Source organism: Vibrio sp. Vb1554 (assembly GCF_033344235.1).
This window is the reverse complement of record NZ_JAWPOJ010000002.1, coordinates 316,158-333,552: the sequence shown is the minus strand read 5'-3', so window position 1 is coordinate 333,552 and position 17,395 is coordinate 316,158. Positions and strand designations below refer to the sequence as shown.

General features: G+C 47.3%; 15 protein-coding genes and 1 pseudogene. 8 read left to right on the top strand and 8 right to left on the bottom strand.

All coding sequences use genetic code 11. The features are described 5' to 3' along the window. Window positions 1–17 precede the first annotated feature (17 nt). Entirely contained in the window at window positions 18–1,040 is a 1,023-nt protein-coding gene (locus R8N28_RS03400) for a helix-turn-helix domain-containing protein (protein ID WP_065275158.1), read from the bottom strand. A 131-nt stretch (window positions 1,041–1,171) separates the two neighbouring features. On the opposite strand from R8N28_RS03400, the gene R8N28_RS03395 reads away from it, so the two are divergent. From R8N28_RS03395 to R8N28_RS03385, 3 genes are read left to right on the top strand one after another with little or no spacing between them, the layout of a single operon-like run. Then, a complete protein-coding gene (locus tag R8N28_RS03395) occupies window positions 1,172–1,933 on the top strand; it encodes an SDR family NAD(P)-dependent oxidoreductase (RefSeq protein WP_064354539.1) in 762 nt (253 codons plus the stop codon). A 40-nt stretch (window positions 1,934–1,973) separates the two neighbouring features. Next, a complete protein-coding gene (locus tag R8N28_RS03390; protein ID WP_023585584.1) occupies window positions 1,974–2,486 on the top strand; it encodes a 2,4'-dihydroxyacetophenone dioxygenase family protein in 513 nt (170 codons plus the stop codon). 4 nt (window positions 2,487–2,490) lie between these two features. Continuing rightward, complete coding sequence (locus R8N28_RS03385; protein WP_065275159.1) at window positions 2,491–3,549, top strand: zinc-binding dehydrogenase; 1,059 nt, start codon at window positions 2,491–2,493, stop codon at window positions 3,547–3,549. A gap of 82 nt (window positions 3,550–3,631) precedes the next feature. Here R8N28_RS03385 and R8N28_RS03380 read toward each other — a convergent pair whose 3' ends face one another. Then, window positions 3,632–4,756, bottom strand: a complete 1,125-nt coding sequence (locus R8N28_RS03380) for an alkene reductase (protein WP_065275160.1) — start codon at window positions 4,754–4,756, stop codon at window positions 3,632–3,634. Window positions 4,757–4,766: 10 nt separating this feature from the next. Next, complete coding sequence (gene grxB, locus R8N28_RS03375) at window positions 4,767–5,396, bottom strand: glutaredoxin 2 (protein ID WP_065275161.1); 630 nt, start codon at window positions 5,394–5,396, stop codon at window positions 4,767–4,769. Between the two features lie 199 nt (window positions 5,397–5,595). Here grxB and R8N28_RS03370 point away from each other — a divergent pair, with 199 nt between their 5' ends. Next, window positions 5,596–6,531, top strand: coding sequence for a LysR family transcriptional regulator (locus R8N28_RS03370; RefSeq protein ID WP_053304585.1), 936 nt, complete (start codon window positions 5,596–5,598; stop codon window positions 6,529–6,531). Here R8N28_RS03370 and R8N28_RS03365 read toward each other — a convergent pair. Then, window positions 6,484–7,395 (bottom strand): LysR family transcriptional regulator, encoded by a 912-nt coding sequence (locus R8N28_RS03365; protein WP_053307204.1) that lies wholly within the window; start codon window positions 7,393–7,395, stop codon window positions 6,484–6,486. The two genes, R8N28_RS03370 and R8N28_RS03365, sit on opposite strands and share 48 nt — an antisense overlap. A gap of 220 nt (window positions 7,396–7,615) precedes the next feature. On the opposite strand from R8N28_RS03365, the gene R8N28_RS03360 reads away from it, so the two are divergent. After that, window positions 7,616–10,495: an MGH1-like glycoside hydrolase domain-containing protein gene (locus R8N28_RS03360; protein ID WP_065275162.1), complete on the top strand. Its 2,880-nt coding sequence runs from the start codon at window positions 7,616–7,618 to the stop codon at window positions 10,493–10,495. Between the two features lie 106 nt (window positions 10,496–10,601). Here R8N28_RS03360 and R8N28_RS03355 read toward each other — a convergent pair whose 3' ends face one another. Further along, window positions 10,602–12,170 (bottom strand): DEAD/DEAH box helicase, encoded by a 1,569-nt coding sequence (locus R8N28_RS03355; RefSeq protein ID WP_065275163.1) that lies wholly within the window; start codon window positions 12,168–12,170, stop codon window positions 10,602–10,604. A gap of 148 nt (window positions 12,171–12,318) precedes the next feature. Here R8N28_RS03355 and R8N28_RS27445 point away from each other — a divergent pair. Continuing rightward, a pseudogene (locus R8N28_RS27445) lies at window positions 12,319–12,396 on the top strand (VOC family protein); the annotation flags it as partial. 59 nt (window positions 12,397–12,455) lie between these two features. Here the strand turns inward: R8N28_RS27445 and R8N28_RS03350 are convergent. Further along, window positions 12,456–13,166, bottom strand: a complete 711-nt coding sequence (locus tag R8N28_RS03350) for a biotin/lipoate A/B protein ligase family protein (protein ID WP_005373753.1) — start codon at window positions 13,164–13,166, stop codon at window positions 12,456–12,458. A gap of 224 nt (window positions 13,167–13,390) precedes the next feature. Between R8N28_RS03350 and R8N28_RS03345 the strand changes: the two genes are divergently transcribed. After that, window positions 13,391–13,717: a DUF4156 domain-containing protein gene (locus R8N28_RS03345; RefSeq protein WP_025767966.1), complete on the top strand. Its 327-nt coding sequence runs from the start codon at window positions 13,391–13,393 to the stop codon at window positions 13,715–13,717. A gap of 79 nt (window positions 13,718–13,796) precedes the next feature. On the opposite strand, the gene R8N28_RS03340 is transcribed toward R8N28_RS03345, so the two are convergent. Beyond that, window positions 13,797–14,825: a hypothetical protein gene (locus R8N28_RS03340; RefSeq protein WP_054574562.1), complete on the bottom strand. Its 1,029-nt coding sequence runs from the start codon at window positions 14,823–14,825 to the stop codon at window positions 13,797–13,799. A 411-nt stretch (window positions 14,826–15,236) separates the two neighbouring features. Next, window positions 15,237–16,385 carry a PLP-dependent aminotransferase family protein gene (locus R8N28_RS03335; RefSeq protein WP_017819834.1) on the bottom strand — a complete coding sequence of 383 codons (1,149 nt, stop codon included), beginning with the start codon at window positions 16,383–16,385 and terminating at the stop codon, window positions 15,237–15,239. Between the two features lie 125 nt (window positions 16,386–16,510). Here R8N28_RS03335 and R8N28_RS03330 point away from each other — a divergent pair, with 125 nt between their 5' ends. After that, the gene (locus R8N28_RS03330; protein WP_005387011.1) at window positions 16,511–17,380 is read left to right on the top strand and encodes an AraC family transcriptional regulator; all 870 of its coding nucleotides are present in this window, start codon (window positions 16,511–16,513) and stop codon (window positions 17,378–17,380) included. Window positions 17,381–17,395 lie beyond the last annotated feature (15 nt).

Here is a 17,395-nt window from a genome sequence, read left to right as displayed (position 1 = left end):
ATAGGTTATTTATGCTTTTATCTGATGGGCTTAAACGTTTGTAACTGAGTTTTTTCTTGTCGCCATTGCCTTGGCGATTTTCCCGTCCAGCGACGAAAGTGGCGGCTGAAGACCGCAGTTTCTGCATAGCCCAGTTGCAACGCGATATCGGTAATACTCTGAATATTCTCATGCAATCGCTGTTCGGCGAAATCCTGACGCACTTGTTGTAAAAGCTGCCGATAATTTGTGCCCTGTTGTTTCAGCTTGTTTTGCAGCATTCTCGGATGCAGATCCAATGCTCTTGCAACGCGCTCAACGCTGCATTCTCCGGTTGAGAGCAGACGGCCAATCATGTTTGCTGCTTGGTCACTGAGATTGTTGGGGTAACGGGTTTGCAGCTCTTTGAGGTGCTGTTGAAAATGGCGCTCTAGTGCGTCTTCATCTTGGTGGTTCTTAGCGTTAAGCAGAGTCGCTTTAAGTAGGATACCGTCAAACTTATCACCGAAACGCAGTTTGTTCTGCTGGGCAAACTTGCTTTTTTCTACTTCCAATGTTGCGTGTTGAGTCAAATGTAGCGCGAAGTGACTTGCTTCAATATCAAGCAGACTGGCAATAAACATCGCCAGATGCGACACACTGAGCTGCATCAACTGCGCGATACCTCGTTCGCTGTGCACATCAATATTGAGCGACAACCGTACCCAATCATCTTGTGGCGTCATGTTGAGAGTGACCCCTGACGAATGCAGATAGAGAAAATCATTCACCCGCGCCAAGGCTTCACCGACCGTTTGCGCCCGGGAAACCAGCATTGGCAAGTCTCCCAAGCTCTGTAGGTTTTGACGCTCGGAGAGCAACACGCCAAACAGCGGTTGCTGACAACGAGCAGCCGCTTCCTCCAGCAATTCAGCCAGCCTAGGGTAGGCGAGATACGTATCGGGATTGCGAAACTGCGCCGCAGACAGGCCAACAGCGGCCATTATCTCTTGCGGATTCTGACCTAATTCTGAAACCAAGCTATCAAATTTATCAGCAGCGCCACTTCGTACGATATACATGTCTCGATTTTAAAATGTTAACAGGTTGTAAATCGCAATATATCAAATTTACTTCGTAAAAGGTCAAGTGAGTGCCAGTGAGTTGATCTAAGTTACATTTCGATAACAACAAAGCATGGATGAGAAGCTGTATGGAACTTATCAATAAAACGGCCATTGTGACTGGGGCAGCTGGTGGAATTGGCCAAGCCATCATTGCAAAGCTGAGAGAGCAAGGAGCCAAAGTGCTTGCTGTCGATATTTCAGAACAATCACTGCAAATGTACACAAGTTTTGACCCAAAGCAGTTGGGAACCTTTGTCGCGGACGTCACCGATTACCAACAAGTTGAAGCTATGGTGAAGTGCGCGGTCGAACAGTTTGGCTCGCTTGACATCATGGTCAACAACGCGGGCATCGGTGCACCGAAACCTCTGCTTGACCACGACCCAATTGCCGATTTTGAGCCGATCTCTAAGGTCAACCAAAATGGCGTTTACTACGGCATTCTTGCCTCTGGAAGACAATTCCAAGCGCAAGGCACGCCGGGCGTGATCCTCAATACTTCTTCTGTTTACGCACGAATGGCGTCTGAGATGACCTTTACCTACAACGTCAGTAAAGCCGCAGTCGATATGATGACCAAATGCGCCGCATTAGAACTCGCACCATTGGGTATTCGTGTTTGCGCTGTCGCTCCGGGACGCGTTGATACTCCGATGTTAAGGCAATACGAAGAGATTGGCCTGTGGGACCACATCCGCAAAGAACAGATGCGTCAAAACTTCACACAACCAGAAGAGATTGCTGATGTGGTGGCGTTTCTGGTCAGCGAGAAAGCCAACTGTATCAACGGTTGTACCATCAGCGCATCTGACGGTTTCGAGAATTTTAAGTACCCACTTATGGGATAGGCGAGTACGCCACATTACAGCAATAGCGAGGATGTAAGTTATGTCATTACCAGAAGTTATTCAGCACCAAGATTTCTTATTAACTCTTAATACTAATGAAGAGTCGATCATCGAAGACGCGTTACCGGGTGTGGATGTTTACCCGTTGTTTCTTGATCCAGAAAACGGGACTTGGGTGGTTCGCGCCAAATTCAAACCGGGTATCACTCTGCCTAAGCACTACCACACTGGTGTGGTGCATTTCTATACCCTGAGTGGCGCTTGGCACTACATCGAGTATCCGGACCAAGTCCAAACCGCTGGCAGCTACTTATATGAGCCGGGCGGTTCAATTCATACCTTCCACTGCCCTGAAAGCTCAGGCGGTGCCGACGGATTTATGGTGATCCAAGGTGCCAACATTAACTTTGACGAAGAAGGTAACTTCATCAACATCATGGATGCAGGTTGGATTGAGCAAGTTGTTATTGCAACAGCGAAAGCACAAGGCTTTACCGCGCGTTACATCAAACCGGGTGCGATTGCTGGCCTAAGCGATGAGCTAGCGGAGTAACCCCATGCAACAGATGAACAGTATCGTAATGCAAGATGGTAGTGTCCGCCTGAAGCAAGTCGAAATCCCTAAACCTGCAGCGGGACAAGTGTTGGTTCGCAGCCTTGCCTGTGGCATTTGTGGCTCCGACCTTCACATTACTCGACACGCGGATGAGGTATTTGATGTATTCCACCAGCTCGGGTTGATGCCTGATGAAGCCGGTGAGCACGCTCAAGTGATGTTGGGGCATGAGTTCTGTGCGGAAATTATCGAATACGGTGCCGATACGCAGCAAACGTTGTCCGTTGGTAGCCGAGTCACCTCAGTGCCGATGTTGCTCAGCCAAAATGGCGCGGGCGTTGGTGTTACTCCGGGTACTTATGGCGCTTACTCTGAGTACTTCCTGCTTGATGAAGCGTTATTGCTACCTGTGCCAGACGGAATGCCATCTGAGGCGGCGGCACTGACTGAACCACTGGCGGTCGGTTTGCACGCGGTCAATCGCAGTGAAATCGAGACGGAAGAAACAGCGCTGGTTGTCGGTTGCGGTCCTATAGGGCTGGCGGTGATTGCTGCACTGAAACAACGTGGCGTCAGCAATATTCTTGCGGTCGATCTTCAGGAAGAAAAGCTGCAACTTGCCAGCGAGTTTGGCGCAAATCGATTGATCAACCCGACCAAGGAAGACGAGATCGCCGTTGGTGAGCAGTACGCGATGAACTCACGTCTGGTCATTTATGAGTGTGTGGGCAAGCATACCTTGATTGACGATTTTATGCGCCGCGCCCCTGCCCGAGCGCGAATCGTCATCTCGGGTATCCATACGACACCCGCAATCATTAACTACGCGTACGCGACGGTAAAAGAGCTCGACTTGAGATTCTCTTACTACTACCAACCGCACGAGTTTGAGCAATGCCTACAAGCGATTGCCGAACACAAGTTGCCTTGGCAGAAAATGCTCACCGCCAAAGTGGGAATCGACGGTGTCGAAGACGCGTTTAGACAGTTAATGACGCCAAATGACCACATCAAAGTCGTTATCGAACCTTGGCGCTGCGGCGCATTAGAAGTGATTTAACTCTTAGCCAGATTAAGCTAGCTAAAACCAATTTTAGTTTGGTGACAGCCCCAACCGTAGCTGCTAGGTTGGGGCTTTTTTGTTAGGCCTGTTCTGCGCATTCCTGTTGCAGAGCAGGGTAATCGGTGTAGCCTCGTTCGTTTCCGCCAAACAACGTTGAGCCATCGAGTTCTGCCAACGGATGGTGATGTTGCAAGCGAGAGACTAAGTCTGGGTTTGCTACGAATGGCCGTCCGAATGCGACAAGATCCGCGTAGCCTTTCTCTAATACTTCGTTTGCTCGTTGAGGATCGTAGCGACCTGCGACAATGATAGCGTTGCGAAAGCGCTTTCTAAGTTCGATTCGGAACGTCTCTGGAATCGTTGGTGCATCGGCCCAATCAGCCTCGGACAAGTGCAAGTAGGCGATGTCACGATCCTGCAGTTGTTTTGATGCTTCCAAGATTGTTGGCACGATATCTGGGCAGTCCATATCTTTAAACGTAATAAATGGTGCCAATCTCACTCCAACTCGATGCGCACCAACAGCGGCGATAACTGCCTCCACTACTTCGATAAGAAAACGGATACGATTTTCTCGTGAACCGCCGTAGTTGTCTGTTCGATGGTTTGAGTTGGTTCTTAAGAACTGATCGATCAGATACCCATTCCCGCCGTGGATTTCTACACCATCAAAACCCGATTCAATGGCGCGTTTGGCTGCGTTCGCGAAATCACCGACAACTCGGTTGATATCTGCTTGTGTCATGGCGCGAGGCTCAACACAATCGACCATATTGCCGTTGCCTTGTTCATCTGCAATCCAAACTTGCGTCTCTACCGGAGCGAGCGCAGATGGCGCGATAGGCTGTTCACCATTTTGGAATGTTGGGTGAGACACTCTGCCCACATGCCATAGCTGACAAAACATCGCTGCGCCTTGTGATTTGACCGCTTGGGTCACACCTTGCCAGCCCGCCACTTGCGCATCGGTGTAAACGCCAGGGGTGAACGAATAGCCTTGAGAATCGTCCGAAATTTGCGTGGCTTCGGAAATGATCAGTCCGGCAGAAGCGCGCTGTTGATAATACGTTGCCATCATCTCATTCGGGATGTTGCCCGGCTGAGTGGTGCGTGCGCGAGTCATTGGTGCCATGACAATACGGTTTTGTAGTGACAACGCTTTCAGTTGAGCTGGTTCAAACAGCTTATTTGTTCTTTGTTTCATGATGCGCTCCTTAGATAAGTACTGGCACGTTGGTCGCTTTACGAGCGGTTGCCATCCAATGAAGTACGGCTGGATCCCATTGCACTTCGGGCGCACTGAAAAAGCCGCGTAGAATGGAGAACATAATGGCTTGATCAACCAGTGACGTTTGCTTTTCTGAACTTAGGTTGAGCAAGGGTTTAGTTTGTTCTATCAAAGCGGCGACTTCTTTCGCAATCGCAGGTGTATCGTTAATCAAGGCTTCAAAATTTAACGCTTCGGTTTCTTTTTTTGCACGCCATGCTTGTTTAGCGGTTTCTGTTGCAAATTCCGGTAACGTCATGTTTGACCAACGCGGATATCCGACTTTTTGTAGCGGTAAAAACGCTTGTTTTTGCCAGTCTAAAACCGGTGCTGAGGGTTGGCTGCTTTCATTTGAAGATGCCAATTCAAGGAAGTAGTTGATGATGTCTAAGCTTTCCGCCATCGCTTCACCATCGTCTTTGATCAAAAGAGGAACTTGTTTTGCGTCGATGATGTTTGTGGTGGTGCTCTCGTCGTCATAAGCAATGTTGATGACGTCGAGCTGAATATTCAGCATGCCTGCGACAAAACGGACGCGGGCGCTAAAGGGGCAATGTTCATAAATGTACAGTTTCATTTTTTGTTTCCTATCTCTTGGCTGGGTAGGGCGTGTTGTTGTGCGTTGAACAGCGTTACGGCGTTTAACTTTGCCCTGTCACATAACGTTCTGGGTCTAAACAATGTCGATAGGGTCAGTATATGGATTCGACTTAATTTGATAATTGGGTTATATCTGAATTGATTATTCAGTTTTTCCAAATAATAAGGGCGTGAAGGTGGATAAGTTTTCGGATATGACGTTGTTTGTCAGCATCGTTAAACATCAAGGTCTGGCAGCGGCGGGAAGGGAGTTAGGTTTGTCTCCGGCGACGGTAACGGCAAGGCTGCAAGCGATAGAAGAACGCTATGGCGTAAAGCTGCTCAACCGAAGCACACGCCACGTATCACTCACGGACGCAGGGGCAATGTACCATCAAGCTTGTCTGAACATCATTGATAGCGTGAAAGAGACGGAAAACTTGCTGCAAACGGGTATTTCGCAAGTGCGCGGAACGTTGAAAATTTCAGCTCCACGAGATATTGGCAAACAAATTATTTCGCCGATGGTGTCGGCTTTTTCTGAGCAATATCCGGATGTGACGCCTTATCTTTATCTTAATGACAATTTATCGAACTTGGCTGAATCGGGGCTCGATTTGGTGATTCGTTATGGCGAGTTAGCGGACAGCAATCTCATTTCGCGCAGGCTGGCGTCGAGTCAACGCGTGCTGTGCGCATCACCTGACTATTTGTCGAAGCAAGGTGTCCCAAACTGTCCACAAGATCTCGCGGATCATCGCTGCTTAGCCATGGTGCGCAGCAATGAAGAATTAAAAACGTGGCACTTTAAAGATGAAGAGTCTCACCAATCGATCACGGTCACGCCAAAGCGATTTTCTGATGATGGTGAAGTGATTCGACAATGGGCGTTGGACGGTGCGGGGATTGCATTGAAATCGATTTTAGATATTCAGCAAGACCTCAAAAAACAACGTTTAGTAACGGTTTTGGATGGGTATATGAAAAACTTCAGCGCCTTTTCGCAAGGCGCTGAAGCGGATCTACATGTCATTTATCAAAGCCGCCAATATCAACCGAAAAGAGTTCGCCTGTTTTTGGACTTTCTAGTTGAGCAATTTAGCGCGCTGAGTGATGCCAGCAATCAGATCTAGATGCGATTCAGAGGTTTCTCGGCGGTGGCGATAAATCCCGACGGTGCCAGGGTTTGGTTCGTTTTCCATGGTTAAGCATCGTAAGCCAAAGGATTCCAAATACGGTTTGAGGTGGCCGGTATAAGACATCACCGCGACGCTTTCTTTCAGTACATCAATACTGGCGAGCAGAGAATCCACTTCGTAAGTCGGTCTGTCATCCAGTTGCTGCCTTTCGCGTTCATTTTGCTTCGGGATTGGGTTATCGATGACGTGAGCGAATTTCTTAGCGTCATAAGTGACCGAAAGAGCGGGGTATTCGTGCAGCATATCTTCGGTGACGGTTTTCCCTAGAAGTGGGTGGTTTGGGGAAACAAAATAGGCATCAACCGTTTGAAATAGCGGAATAAACGTAACATCACATTTAGACGACAAGCCGACAATCTCGTGGCCGATGAAGAATTCAATCTGTTCGCTGATTAATGAATCCATCAAGCCTAAGTGGTTGCCAAATTCGACGTGCGTAGATGCCGATGGCTGCTTGCTCAGATGTTCATTGAGTGCTTTTTTGACGAACAGCGGCCACCACGCATCGCCAGTACCCATTTTAATTTTTCCGACTTGGTATTGTTTCCGTTCATCAATGCTTTGCATCATTTGGTTGTATTCATGCTGCATCGCGTTGCTATGGCGATAGAGGATGCGTCCGTATTCGGTCAATACCATGCCATTAGGGTGACGTTCAAACAGCGTCACGCCGAGATTCTCTTCCAGCTTCTTTAAATTGCTTGTTACCGTTGGCTGGCTTAACCCTGCCATTCTTGCCGCAGCGCTGATGCTTTGGCAGCGTGCAACCAGTAAAAATTGCTGCAGAGATTTGTCCATTTTCTTTCCCCTCTAAGAACGAGGGGTATTTTGCACAATTTCATTTATAAATCACAAATCTGTAATCTCATTTGATTGAAATTATGCGCATTTCATAGATCTACATCACTGTTGGCGTTTGACGTATAGATGTTATCTATAGCTCGCTCCTGACTTCCTATTTTCCCCTCAAAAAGGTGTTCTTTAGACTGTCGCCAAAACAACAATCTAAGGGATGAACATGAAACCGAGTTTTATTGCGCTTGCTGTCGCGTCTTGTATTGGTCTTGCTGGATGTGGGTCAGATTCTTCTGATGCGCCAGTGCCGGTCGACAAACCAATTATTTCAGCCGACTTATATTTACGTGGTTTAAATGGGGATTGGGGCACGGCAGAGCATGCCAAGCTAAACTATTTGGGTAATAACGAGTACGAAACCGTACTGCGCGTCGCTCGAGGTAGTAATCAGTTCAAGATTGCTGATCCGGGTTGGCAGATCCAATACACCTACTTTGAGGAGCCCGCGGCGTTCGATAAAGCTCAGGAGTACCTGCCAAAACCAGACACGAATGAAGCGTGTATGAACGATGATTGCAACTCTGAGATCACGTTTGAAGACAAAGGGTATTACAAGTTTTCTGTGAGCTTTGCCGATGAAAGTCGCGCGACAATGACTGTGACGAAAGCAACACAAGAAGAAGCGGAAAAATACTACTCTGATGCGATTCTCGACCCTGCAATGGTGCATGAAGGGCATCAGAGCAAAGAAGTGAAACTGTTCGCCAATTACGATGACTCGAGTGATACCGTGATTTTCTCGGTGAAAGATCCTAAAGCGGAGCTGCGTGAATTTGGTATTTCAACGACGACAGAATTGCGTGATGCGCTCGACCAAGGCTTAGTGATTAATGAGCAAACAGGGCCGCGAGTGGTGTCGGGTGATGTCGCGTTTGACGCGTTGTTTGCATTGACGATGAAAGAGCTAGACCAGCTTGCCGTTTCTGAAATCAAAGACGGCAATTACAACTACAACAACCCAATCAAAGCGGAAGTTTTTGAGACGGGCGCGAAGTGGCATTACGTATGGACGCGTGATTTGGCGTACGCAGCAGACCTTTCGCTTGCATTGATGAATCCAACTCGGGTGCAAAATGGTTTGAATTTCAAATTGTCTGCTTTCCGCGACACGACCGATCAGCAATACGATGGCGAGCAGATTGTGCAAGACACGGGCACTGGCGGCAGTTGGCCAATCAGTACCGATCGCACGACTTGGGCGCTTGGTGCTGAACGCTTACTTTCGGCATTAGATGGGGAAGAGTACAACCAATTTTCTGAGCGCGCTTACAAAGCGATCAGCAATACACTTGAAGCCGATCGCCTGGCGGCTTTTGATGCGAAATCCGGTTTATACACTGGTGAACAATCATTCCTCGATTGGCGTGAGCAAACGTATTCAACGTGGACGCCAAACGATGTCAATACAATTGGTAGCAGCAAAGCGTTATCGACAAACGTGGTTCACTACCGCGCGATTCAGCTCGCGGCTAAGTTGGCAGAGAAGTACGATTCAACCAACGCGGTCAAATACACCAATTGGGCTGAGCAGTTAAAAACCGCTATCAACGAGCAGTTTTGGAATGCCGAACGCGGTATGTACGTAAGCTATTTGTTTGACAATGGCAAAGACATCGCGGTCGACAAATATGACATGTTGGGCGAAGCGTTGGCGATCATCAGTGGTGTGGCAAGTGATGCGCAGGCGAAGCAAATCATGGCCAATTACCCCCACAGTGAGTTTGGCGTGCCGGTTTACTTCCCTCAACAACCGGATGTGCCTGTGTACCATAACCGCGCAATTTGGCCATTTGTTACCGCGTACAGCTTGCGCGCCGCGCATCAAACACAAAACGTGGCTGCGGCGAACAATGCCATTCAATCGTTGGTTCGTGGTACAGCGACCAATTTATCCAACATGGAAAACTTAGAGTGGCTTTCTGGTAAGTCATTCATCATCCATAGTGATCATGGTGAAGATCCAAGCATGGATGGCCCAGTTATTAACTCTCAGCGTCAGCTTTGGTCTGTGGGTGGCTACTTGAACATGGTGGTAGAGACCCTATTCGGCATCCATACCGAAACGGGCAAGTTGGAAGTGAAGCCGTTTATCACAAGTTGGGTGCGCAATAACTTGTTGGCTCAGTCTGAACAAATCACGTTGGAAAACTTTGCCTTCAAAGGAAAGAACTACTCGGTAACGATTGACTTGCCTGAAGTAAGCAAAGATGACACAGGTTACTACCCAGTTGAAAATGTCACGATGGACGATGAGGGGCATTTCCACGTGACATTGGGCGCGCTTGTGAATGTAGATAGCAGCATTACTTTAGTTTCTGGTGTGAAACCGTACGCAAGTGAAGATAGTCGCGTTTATTCTCCGCAAGAGCCAACATTGGTGGTAAAAAGCGTTGATAATTCGGTTTCGATTGACGTGACGAGTAAGTACAACGTGAACTTGTATCGCAATGGCGAGCTGATTCAAAAGAACGTGATTGCTCAATCTTATTCCGATACGCCAACAGGTTTTGCTTGTTATTTGGCTGAAAGCATTAACGATAAAGGCTTCCGTTCTAACCCAAGCCAACCTGTTTGTGTCGGTGAAGAGATCCGCATCAAACTTGATGGCGAATATCAGCCACTCAAAGACAATGTCTCAGTGGTTACGGTGAGTAAAGACAGTGGCATCGTAAAAGGTGCAGAGTCGTTTACAGCCCCTGTAACGGGCACTTACCAGTTCGATGCTTGGTACAACAATAACCTAGGGCAACTTAATACTGGCATCACGAACACCGTGAAATTGTTAGAGGTATTGGATGATGCAGGTAAAGTGGTTGGTCAAGGTTACTTGCAGATGGGCCATATTGGTGAAAACCAAGGTATGCGTTACTCAACGCCAATTGAGGTGACGTTGGAGCAGGGAAAAACCTATCAGGTCGCGCTGAAGGACCACTTCAATATGAGTTACCTCAAATCGAATGAAACCTACATCTACGCAGGTGGTATTGAGGGTGAAAAGAACGAAGCGCAAATCGCAGATATTCGAATCACACCTTTAATGTAGGCTGTTTTAACAAAGCAGTGTTCTAGAAAACTGTGTTCTAAGAAAGACAAAGCCGCTGAGATTATCAGCGGCTTTGTTGTATTTGCTATCGGGGGCCGTTTACAGGTTAGTTTGCAGCTTGCGGACGAGGCTTACGGCGCTGACCTGACGGTTTGTTTCCTGCAGGCTTAGCATTGTTTGGCTTGCGGTTACCAGACGGTTTACCAGCGTTGCCACTCTTATTACCGTTTGGTTTATTTCCATTCGGTTTATTACCATTTGGCTTGTTGCCGTTAGGTTTGCGGTCATCTGGTTTACTGTTTGCACGACTTTGGCCTTCACGGTTGCCTTTAGGCTTGCCTGCACCGCCTTGGTTGGTGCTGTTTTTGTTGCCGTTGCTACCACCGTTGAAGCGACGTTTAGGTTTGTTTGCACCATTGCCTGCTTTCTTTTCGGCTGCTGGGGCATTTTCACTTGCAGCATTTGGCGCTTTTGGTTTTTTCGGCTTCTTAGGTTTTTTCGGTTTGATTGGGCGCGTATCCAGTTTAGATTCTGGCACCACATTGGTTGGCGCAAAACCTTCCAACTCTTTACGTGGTAGTACTTCTTGAATCAAACGTTCAATCGCAAACAACTCAGATGCTTCTAGCGCACACACCAGTGAAATCGCTTTACCTACTTCGCCCGCGCGGCCAGTACGACCAATACGGTGAACGTAGTCTTCTGCCACTTTCGGTAGCTCAAAGTTCACCACTTGCGGTAATTGCGGAATATCGATACCGCGCGCAGCAATGTCCGTCGCGACCAACACACGAATTTCACCCGATTTAAAATCCGCCAGTGCTTTGGTACGCGCGCCTTGGCTCTTGTTGCCGTGGATGGCAGCAGCCGGTAGATTTTGTTCGATCAGGAACTTCGCCAGACGGTTTGCGCCGTGTTTCGTTTTCGTAAACACCAGCACTTGCTTCCAATCGCCGTCTTTGATCAATTTAACCAACATCGGTGCTTTCTTCTTCACGTCTGCTGGGTAGATGCTTTGCTCAACCGTTCTCGCCGTCGAGTTTGCCGGGTTAACGGAAATCTCAACCGGGTTGTTCACCAAGCCTTTCGCAAGGTCGCGGATTTCATCCGAGAAAGTTGCAGAGAAAAGTAGGTTCTGACGCTGTTTTGGTAGCAGAGCTAGGATCTTACGAATGTCACGGATAAAGCCCATATCTAGCATGCGGTCTGCTTCGTCCAGTACTAGTACTTCCAGTTGGTCGAACTTCACTGCATTTTGGTTGTACAAATCCATCAGGCGGCCTGGTGTCGCGACTAACACATCCGCACCTTTGCGAAGACGCTGCATTTGCGGGTTGATCTTCACACCACCAAAAACAACCGCACTGCTTAGTGGAAGATGACGGCCGTACATAAACACGTTTTCTTGCACCTGAGCTGCAAGCTCACGTGTTGGCGTTAGGATCAGTGCTCGAACTTGGTTAGCACGAACGCGAGGGCCGTTCGATAAACGCTCAAGAATCGGTAGCGTAAAGCCTGCAGTTTTACCTGTACCAGTCTGCGCTGCTGCCATTACGTCTTTCCCTTCCAAAATAGCAGGAATTGCTTTTGCCTGAATTGGCGAAGGGGTGTCGTAGCCTTTCTCTTGAATAGCTTTAAGGATTGGAGCAGATAGACCTAACGAGGTAAAACCCATATGTATGATTCTCAATTGTAGAGTTAGATAACAACGCGCCGAAAACAAATCGGTGCGAAAAGTGCGACATTCTGAGGCTTTTACGCGCAGGCTTCAACTAATTCCGTCATGGATAAATATTTGAACTGGATCTCATTTCTTTTTGGCAGGCAAAACTGATAACTGGTTTGGTCGATCGATTGAATGGTTTTACGTTGGCGATGCCCATTCTTACATCGCTATCACGGTATGCAGTTTTAGTTTATCAAATGCTGTTCGGAGTGTGGGGGAGGCTTGCTCCTTTCATTACTCCGCTTTTGCATGCGTTAAAAACGCACTCGTCAATTGCTGAAAGAGCGAATCTACCGATGGGCGGTCGGATACATGATGGAAGAGCGGTGTGTGGACATCACCACGAATATCATCGCTGTGACCGCAAAGCTGATTACACATTCGTACTGGTTCGACAATCTTCTCGACGTCGGCATCAATCAGAATGCATGCTTGTGACAATACCACTTGTCCGCCGCCTTTTTTAAGTAAAACACGCTGCGCGGTTCCCACGACTTTTTGCCCGCCAATGTTGAGGTTGTACTCGCCATCGCAGTAGGAATAAGGCGTAGCATGAACATCCACTTTCACGCCGAGCTGTTTAAAGAAAACCGTTAATATTGCACATAAATCGAGATACGCTTTTTTGATGTTGTAAGGCTCGCCTTCTGGCCAGTGGTAAATGTGGGATAGATTGATAATACCTGGCACCTGAGGGACTGGGGCACCACCGGTTTTACGAGAAAAGAGCTTCCAGCCAGACGTATTTAACGCATGTTCTAACTCATTAGACACTGGCCATTTCTTACCCGCGGGAAGCACGAGCGTTGGACTTTTTACTTGCCAAAGCAATAGCACTTGCGAGAGTTGGTTGGACTGAACTTGTTTAATGAGCTCATCTTCTTTGTCAAATGCATCAGCGACTTCCGTAGCTGTGTAGCGAATTAGCTTATTTTTAGCAACCAAACTCTATCCCTCGCGGCTATTTAATCGTTACTGTTGTATCTCAGATACAGCTTTATTGCTAGGTCTGAGTGATTAGGCTTTTGCTCGCTAGCTGCATGATCATCTTTTGGATCTTTTCCGTTGTCCATTAATTCTGCTTGAACACGCGATAAAAAGTTTTTGCTAGTCATCACATCAGCCATTCATAAAATCTGCCATCTATGAAAAATTTTGGCGATATAAGTATGAAAAAGCGAGTGATGACTCTCGCGTTAGCGGCATCATTAACGGGATGTGTGACGTTCCCAACTCAAGAATCTGAGCAAGTACAGGTGCTTTGGGACAATGTGAATGCGATTGAAAACTGTGAACTAATGGGTACCGTGATCGGTTCAGAAGGACACTTTTACGACTATTGGCTTCACGCAGATAAAGACATGGTTTGGGGTACGTTAAACCAAATGCGCATCAAGGCGGCAGATTTAGGCGCAGATACCTTGTACTTATATCAACCGTTGAGCTTTTCTACGTCAGTGACGATGTTTGCAAATGCTTACAAGTGCAAACAGTAGCTATTGGCTTGATCATAATTGAAAGACAGGCGCTGCTCGCCTGTCTTTGATGCGTTCTACAAATACTGGCTACTTCACGTTAATTAACGTTTGCTGTCGCCACCGCTGATGTATCAGAAAACGACAATGTAAAGTCTCGCTCGGTATTAAGCACTTTGGCTGGAAACTCTAAGCTCAACTGCGTATGTGGCGCGACTTCTGAAGCAATGCTAGTAACGAATTTTCGGGTTTCTCCAGGAGAGATCGATATGTCACTTCCACCTTGTGATGAGAGCTCAGCGATACCCATTGTTTCAAGTGTGTTACCGGCAGTATCCGCCAGGTGTAGTAAAGATTCTGACTTGTAGATTAATTCTCCACTTTCTGTGCGATATGCATTAAACGAGTTGAAATTTGGTTGCAATGATCCTTGTGAACCAATGTTAGTAACGGAAAATGTCACATTAGCGCCATCAAAGTTCTCGACTCTTACAAGTACGTTACTGTCTTGGTAACGAGCGGCTGCTGCCGCAGTTGCTTGCTGTTTCTGCCTCTGTTTCTCTTTTTCAATGTCGCTTAACTGTTTCTGCTCATTAGCGATTCGATTCTTTGCCATGTAGTACGACTGATCGACCATTGCTATTAAAGCGGGGATTGAATACAAAGTGAGGCCTTCCAAATGGTCAAAGTCGATTTTGGCATGTTGAGTACGTTTATGATTAGAAAATTGGCAGTAACCATCAATCAAACTGATGAAAGCCACTTCAAAAGTGCCCTGTAATCGGCTTACTTCCTGTGCTGCTTTCTCTAGATTTGAGCGGACTTTCCGAATCTCTTCCAAACTCTTTTGTGAAAGACGACCGTTTGGCGATACGTCGTTAGAAACCGAAACCAGTTCTTCGGTCACAAATGGATTGTTTTCGGCTGGAATCACCGTAGTTATACGGTTGGATTTGGTGATGTCTTCGCCCAATAAAACCATCATTTTTTGCGATGCGGCGGTTGTGTTGCCCGCTAATACGTCACTACAGTTTGGCGACGTATTGGCATACACGGCGAATGCGGTAAAAAGTGAAAGTGTAACGGACCAGCCGATGGTGACGAGTCCTGTCGTGGTTCGAGTATTCATCCTGATAACCCCTCTGTCATTTGGTGCGATTCACTGACGTAATTGCCAATCAAAAGATTGGCTCGCGACATTCAGAATGGTTCTGGTCAACCCTTCGTAGTGGGTCTGCCCACAGATGCTTTTTTAGTCGTTTATCAACCGCTAAGCCACGATTGATAAAGTGTCTGAAATTGAGAGCATTAACGCTGCGAAGTTGATGTCTTTGACTGAAAGATAGACGTAACTTTTCTAACCATCAAATACGTGATTGAGTTCTCATTTTTATATGAGTGAGAGGTTCAAGAGAAAACAGGCACTTACTGTAGAGAGTTGATTTGAAGGAAAAATATAAATTTTTTTGGGGAACTTTTTTGATGCTGCCTTTGAGACTTTTTTTGAATCTCAAAGGCAGGTTCTTACACTCGCGTTCAATTACAACGTGTTGAGGACATCCGCGAGTCGAGAGACAGCTGTCGTCAGTTCTTCTGGTGTAGCATTGGTAAAGTTAAGACGCAGAGCGGCTTTTACCTTTGAACCTTCTGGATAAAAGACCGGGCTCGGCACTACGGCAACCCAGTTTGCGAGAAGGTTTTTCGCCAGTTCGAAGGTGTCGCATTCTGGAATCTCGACCCAAACGAACATGCCACCATCGACGGGTTTGAGTACGCAACTTTCTGGCAGCTGTTTTTGCAGCTCAGCAAACATGACATCGTAACGTGATTTGTAAAGCGCACAGATGGTTGAAATGTGCGTTTCGAAGTTGTCATGTTGCAGCAGACCATGCAGCAAAGCTTGCATAGGAATACTAGAGTGCAGATCGGCACCTTGTTTAATTTTGATGAGTGGCTCAAGGTAGCTGCTTTTGCCCGTAACTACACCAATACGCAAGCCTGGTGAAGCTATTTTGGAGAAAGAGCGCAATACGATGGAGTGCTGTGGGCAGAAGTCCGAAACCAGTGGAAGCGCTTCACCAGAAAAACGTAGCTCGCGGTATGGTGCGTCTTCAATGAACGCCACGTCGTATTGTATACAAAGCTCGGCAACTTTTTGGCGAGTCTCTAGCGCCCAGCATACGCCCGTTGGGTTGTGAAAATCGGGTACGGCGTAGAACATTTTTGGTTGCTGCGTGGCAAAGCATTGTTCGAGTTCTTCAAGGTTTGGGCCACACTCGGTTTGTGAAACGGTCACGATGTTGGCTTGCACTAGACCGAATACTTGCATAGCACCAAGGTAGCTCGGTGCTTCCATCACCACTTTATCGCCCGGGTTCACGTACGCACGCGCAATCAAATCTAGCCCTTGCTGAGAGCCCGTTGTGATCATCGCCAAATGAGATTCTGGCAGCTGGTAATAATCGGTCAAAAAGTTAAGTAGCGGGGCGTAGCCTGCTGTTGCGCCATATTGAAACACCTCTGGCATATTAGCGAGGTTTTCGAGAGTCGGTTTCATTAAGTCGATCGGGAAGGTTTTTTCGTCCGGCAAGCCACCTGCAAGAGAAATAACGTTCTTATCGCTCGCTGCTGCGAGGATCTCTCGGATGTAGGATGACTTAGTTTGTTGTAATGACTGTGCGATTTCCATGTGCTGTGCTTCTCGTAATTGTCTTTTTTTATGTCAGAAATAGTATAGGTAAATTGCCAAGCTTGGTGTGTCCGTTTATGCTGTTAAACATGTCTGTTTATGCTATTTAAGCGAAAGTTTACTCCGTGAGCCATCAACAAGTTTCCAGAATCAATGACGTGCTGTTTTACATTCACCAGGACATTAGCAGAGATTTATCGGCTAAAGAGCTAGCAGATGTAGCAGCCTATTCTGAACAGCACTTCCATCGTATTTTTAAAGATGTGGTAGGGGAGTCTGTCCATCAATATATCCGTCGCACAAGAATGGAATACGCCGCCAATCAACTGATGTTTGATACCAGCTCGTCGGTGTTAGACATTGCTAACAAGTGCGGCTTTAGCTCGGTATCTTCTTTTAGCCGAGCATTTAAAGCAACGTTCGCTATGTCTCCTGGCGCGTGGCGAAAGCATGATTTACAAGTCGCAGAAAAGCCGTATCTAAAAGATCCGGAAGTGGCTGCGGGTTATCATCGGGTTGCTAAACGCGAGTTGCCAGAACCTAAAATTATGGAGGTCCCACAACGCTTTGCGGCTTATGTGCGGCATGAGGGTTATAGCCGTTCCATTCGCAATGCGTGGCTGATTTTGAAGGCGTGGGCAAGCTCTGAGAATCGGGACTTTTCGGTTCAATACGGTTTGCATCACTCCAACCCCGCTTGGGTCGAGCTAGATAAGTGTCGCTATGTGGCTTGTATGGCGATTGATAAGCCGCTTAAAGTACGTGGTGTCGTGAATCAAATGACGATTCCGGGTGGTTTGCATGCTGTTTTTCGCTTAACAGGGGTATATGGAGAGCTTCTTCCTCAATTGAGTATGGTGTTAGAGAAGTGGTTGCCGAATTCAGGCTTTAAGCAGCGTTCTACTCCCGCTTATGTTCACTATCATAAAAACCATTTCCTTAGCCATGATGAGGCGTTTGAGCTGGACTTCTATCTGCCCATCAGCTTTTTCTAACTGGAGTATTTATTT

Bases quoted from the DNA above. Each gene is read 5' to 3' on its own strand.
- R8N28_RS03400 (WP_065275158.1), bottom strand. From the start codon at position 1,040: ATGTATATCGTACGAAGTGGCGCTGCTGATAAATTTGATAGCTTGGTT.
- R8N28_RS03395 (WP_064354539.1), top strand. From the start codon at position 1,172: ATGGAACTTATCAATAAAACGGCCATTGTGACTGGGGCAGCTGGTGGA.
- R8N28_RS03390 (WP_023585584.1), top strand. From the start codon at position 1,974: ATGTCATTACCAGAAGTTATTCAGCACCAAGATTTCTTATTAACTCTT.
- R8N28_RS03385 (WP_065275159.1), top strand. From the start codon at position 2,491: ATGCAACAGATGAACAGTATCGTAATGCAAGATGGTAGTGTCCGCCTG.
- R8N28_RS03380 (WP_065275160.1), bottom strand. From the start codon at position 4,756: ATGAAACAAAGAACAAATAAGCTGTTTGAACCAGCTCAACTGAAAGCG.
- grxB (WP_065275161.1), bottom strand. From the start codon at position 5,396: ATGAAACTGTACATTTATGAACATTGCCCCTTTAGCGCCCGCGTCCGT.
- R8N28_RS03365 (WP_053307204.1), bottom strand. From the start codon at position 7,395: ATGGACAAATCTCTGCAGCAATTTTTACTGGTTGCACGCTGCCAAAGC.
- R8N28_RS03360 (WP_065275162.1), top strand. From the start codon at position 7,616: ATGAAACCGAGTTTTATTGCGCTTGCTGTCGCGTCTTGTATTGGTCTT.
- R8N28_RS03355 (WP_065275163.1), bottom strand. From the start codon at position 12,170: ATGGGTTTTACCTCGTTAGGTCTATCTGCTCCAATCCTTAAAGCTATT.
- R8N28_RS03345 (WP_025767966.1), top strand. From the start codon at position 13,391: ATGAAAAAGCGAGTGATGACTCTCGCGTTAGCGGCATCATTAACGGGA.
- R8N28_RS03340 (WP_054574562.1), bottom strand. From the start codon at position 14,825: ATGAATACTCGAACCACGACAGGACTCGTCACCATCGGCTGGTCCGTT.
- R8N28_RS03335 (WP_017819834.1), bottom strand. From the start codon at position 16,385: ATGGAAATCGCACAGTCATTACAACAAACTAAGTCATCCTACATCCGA.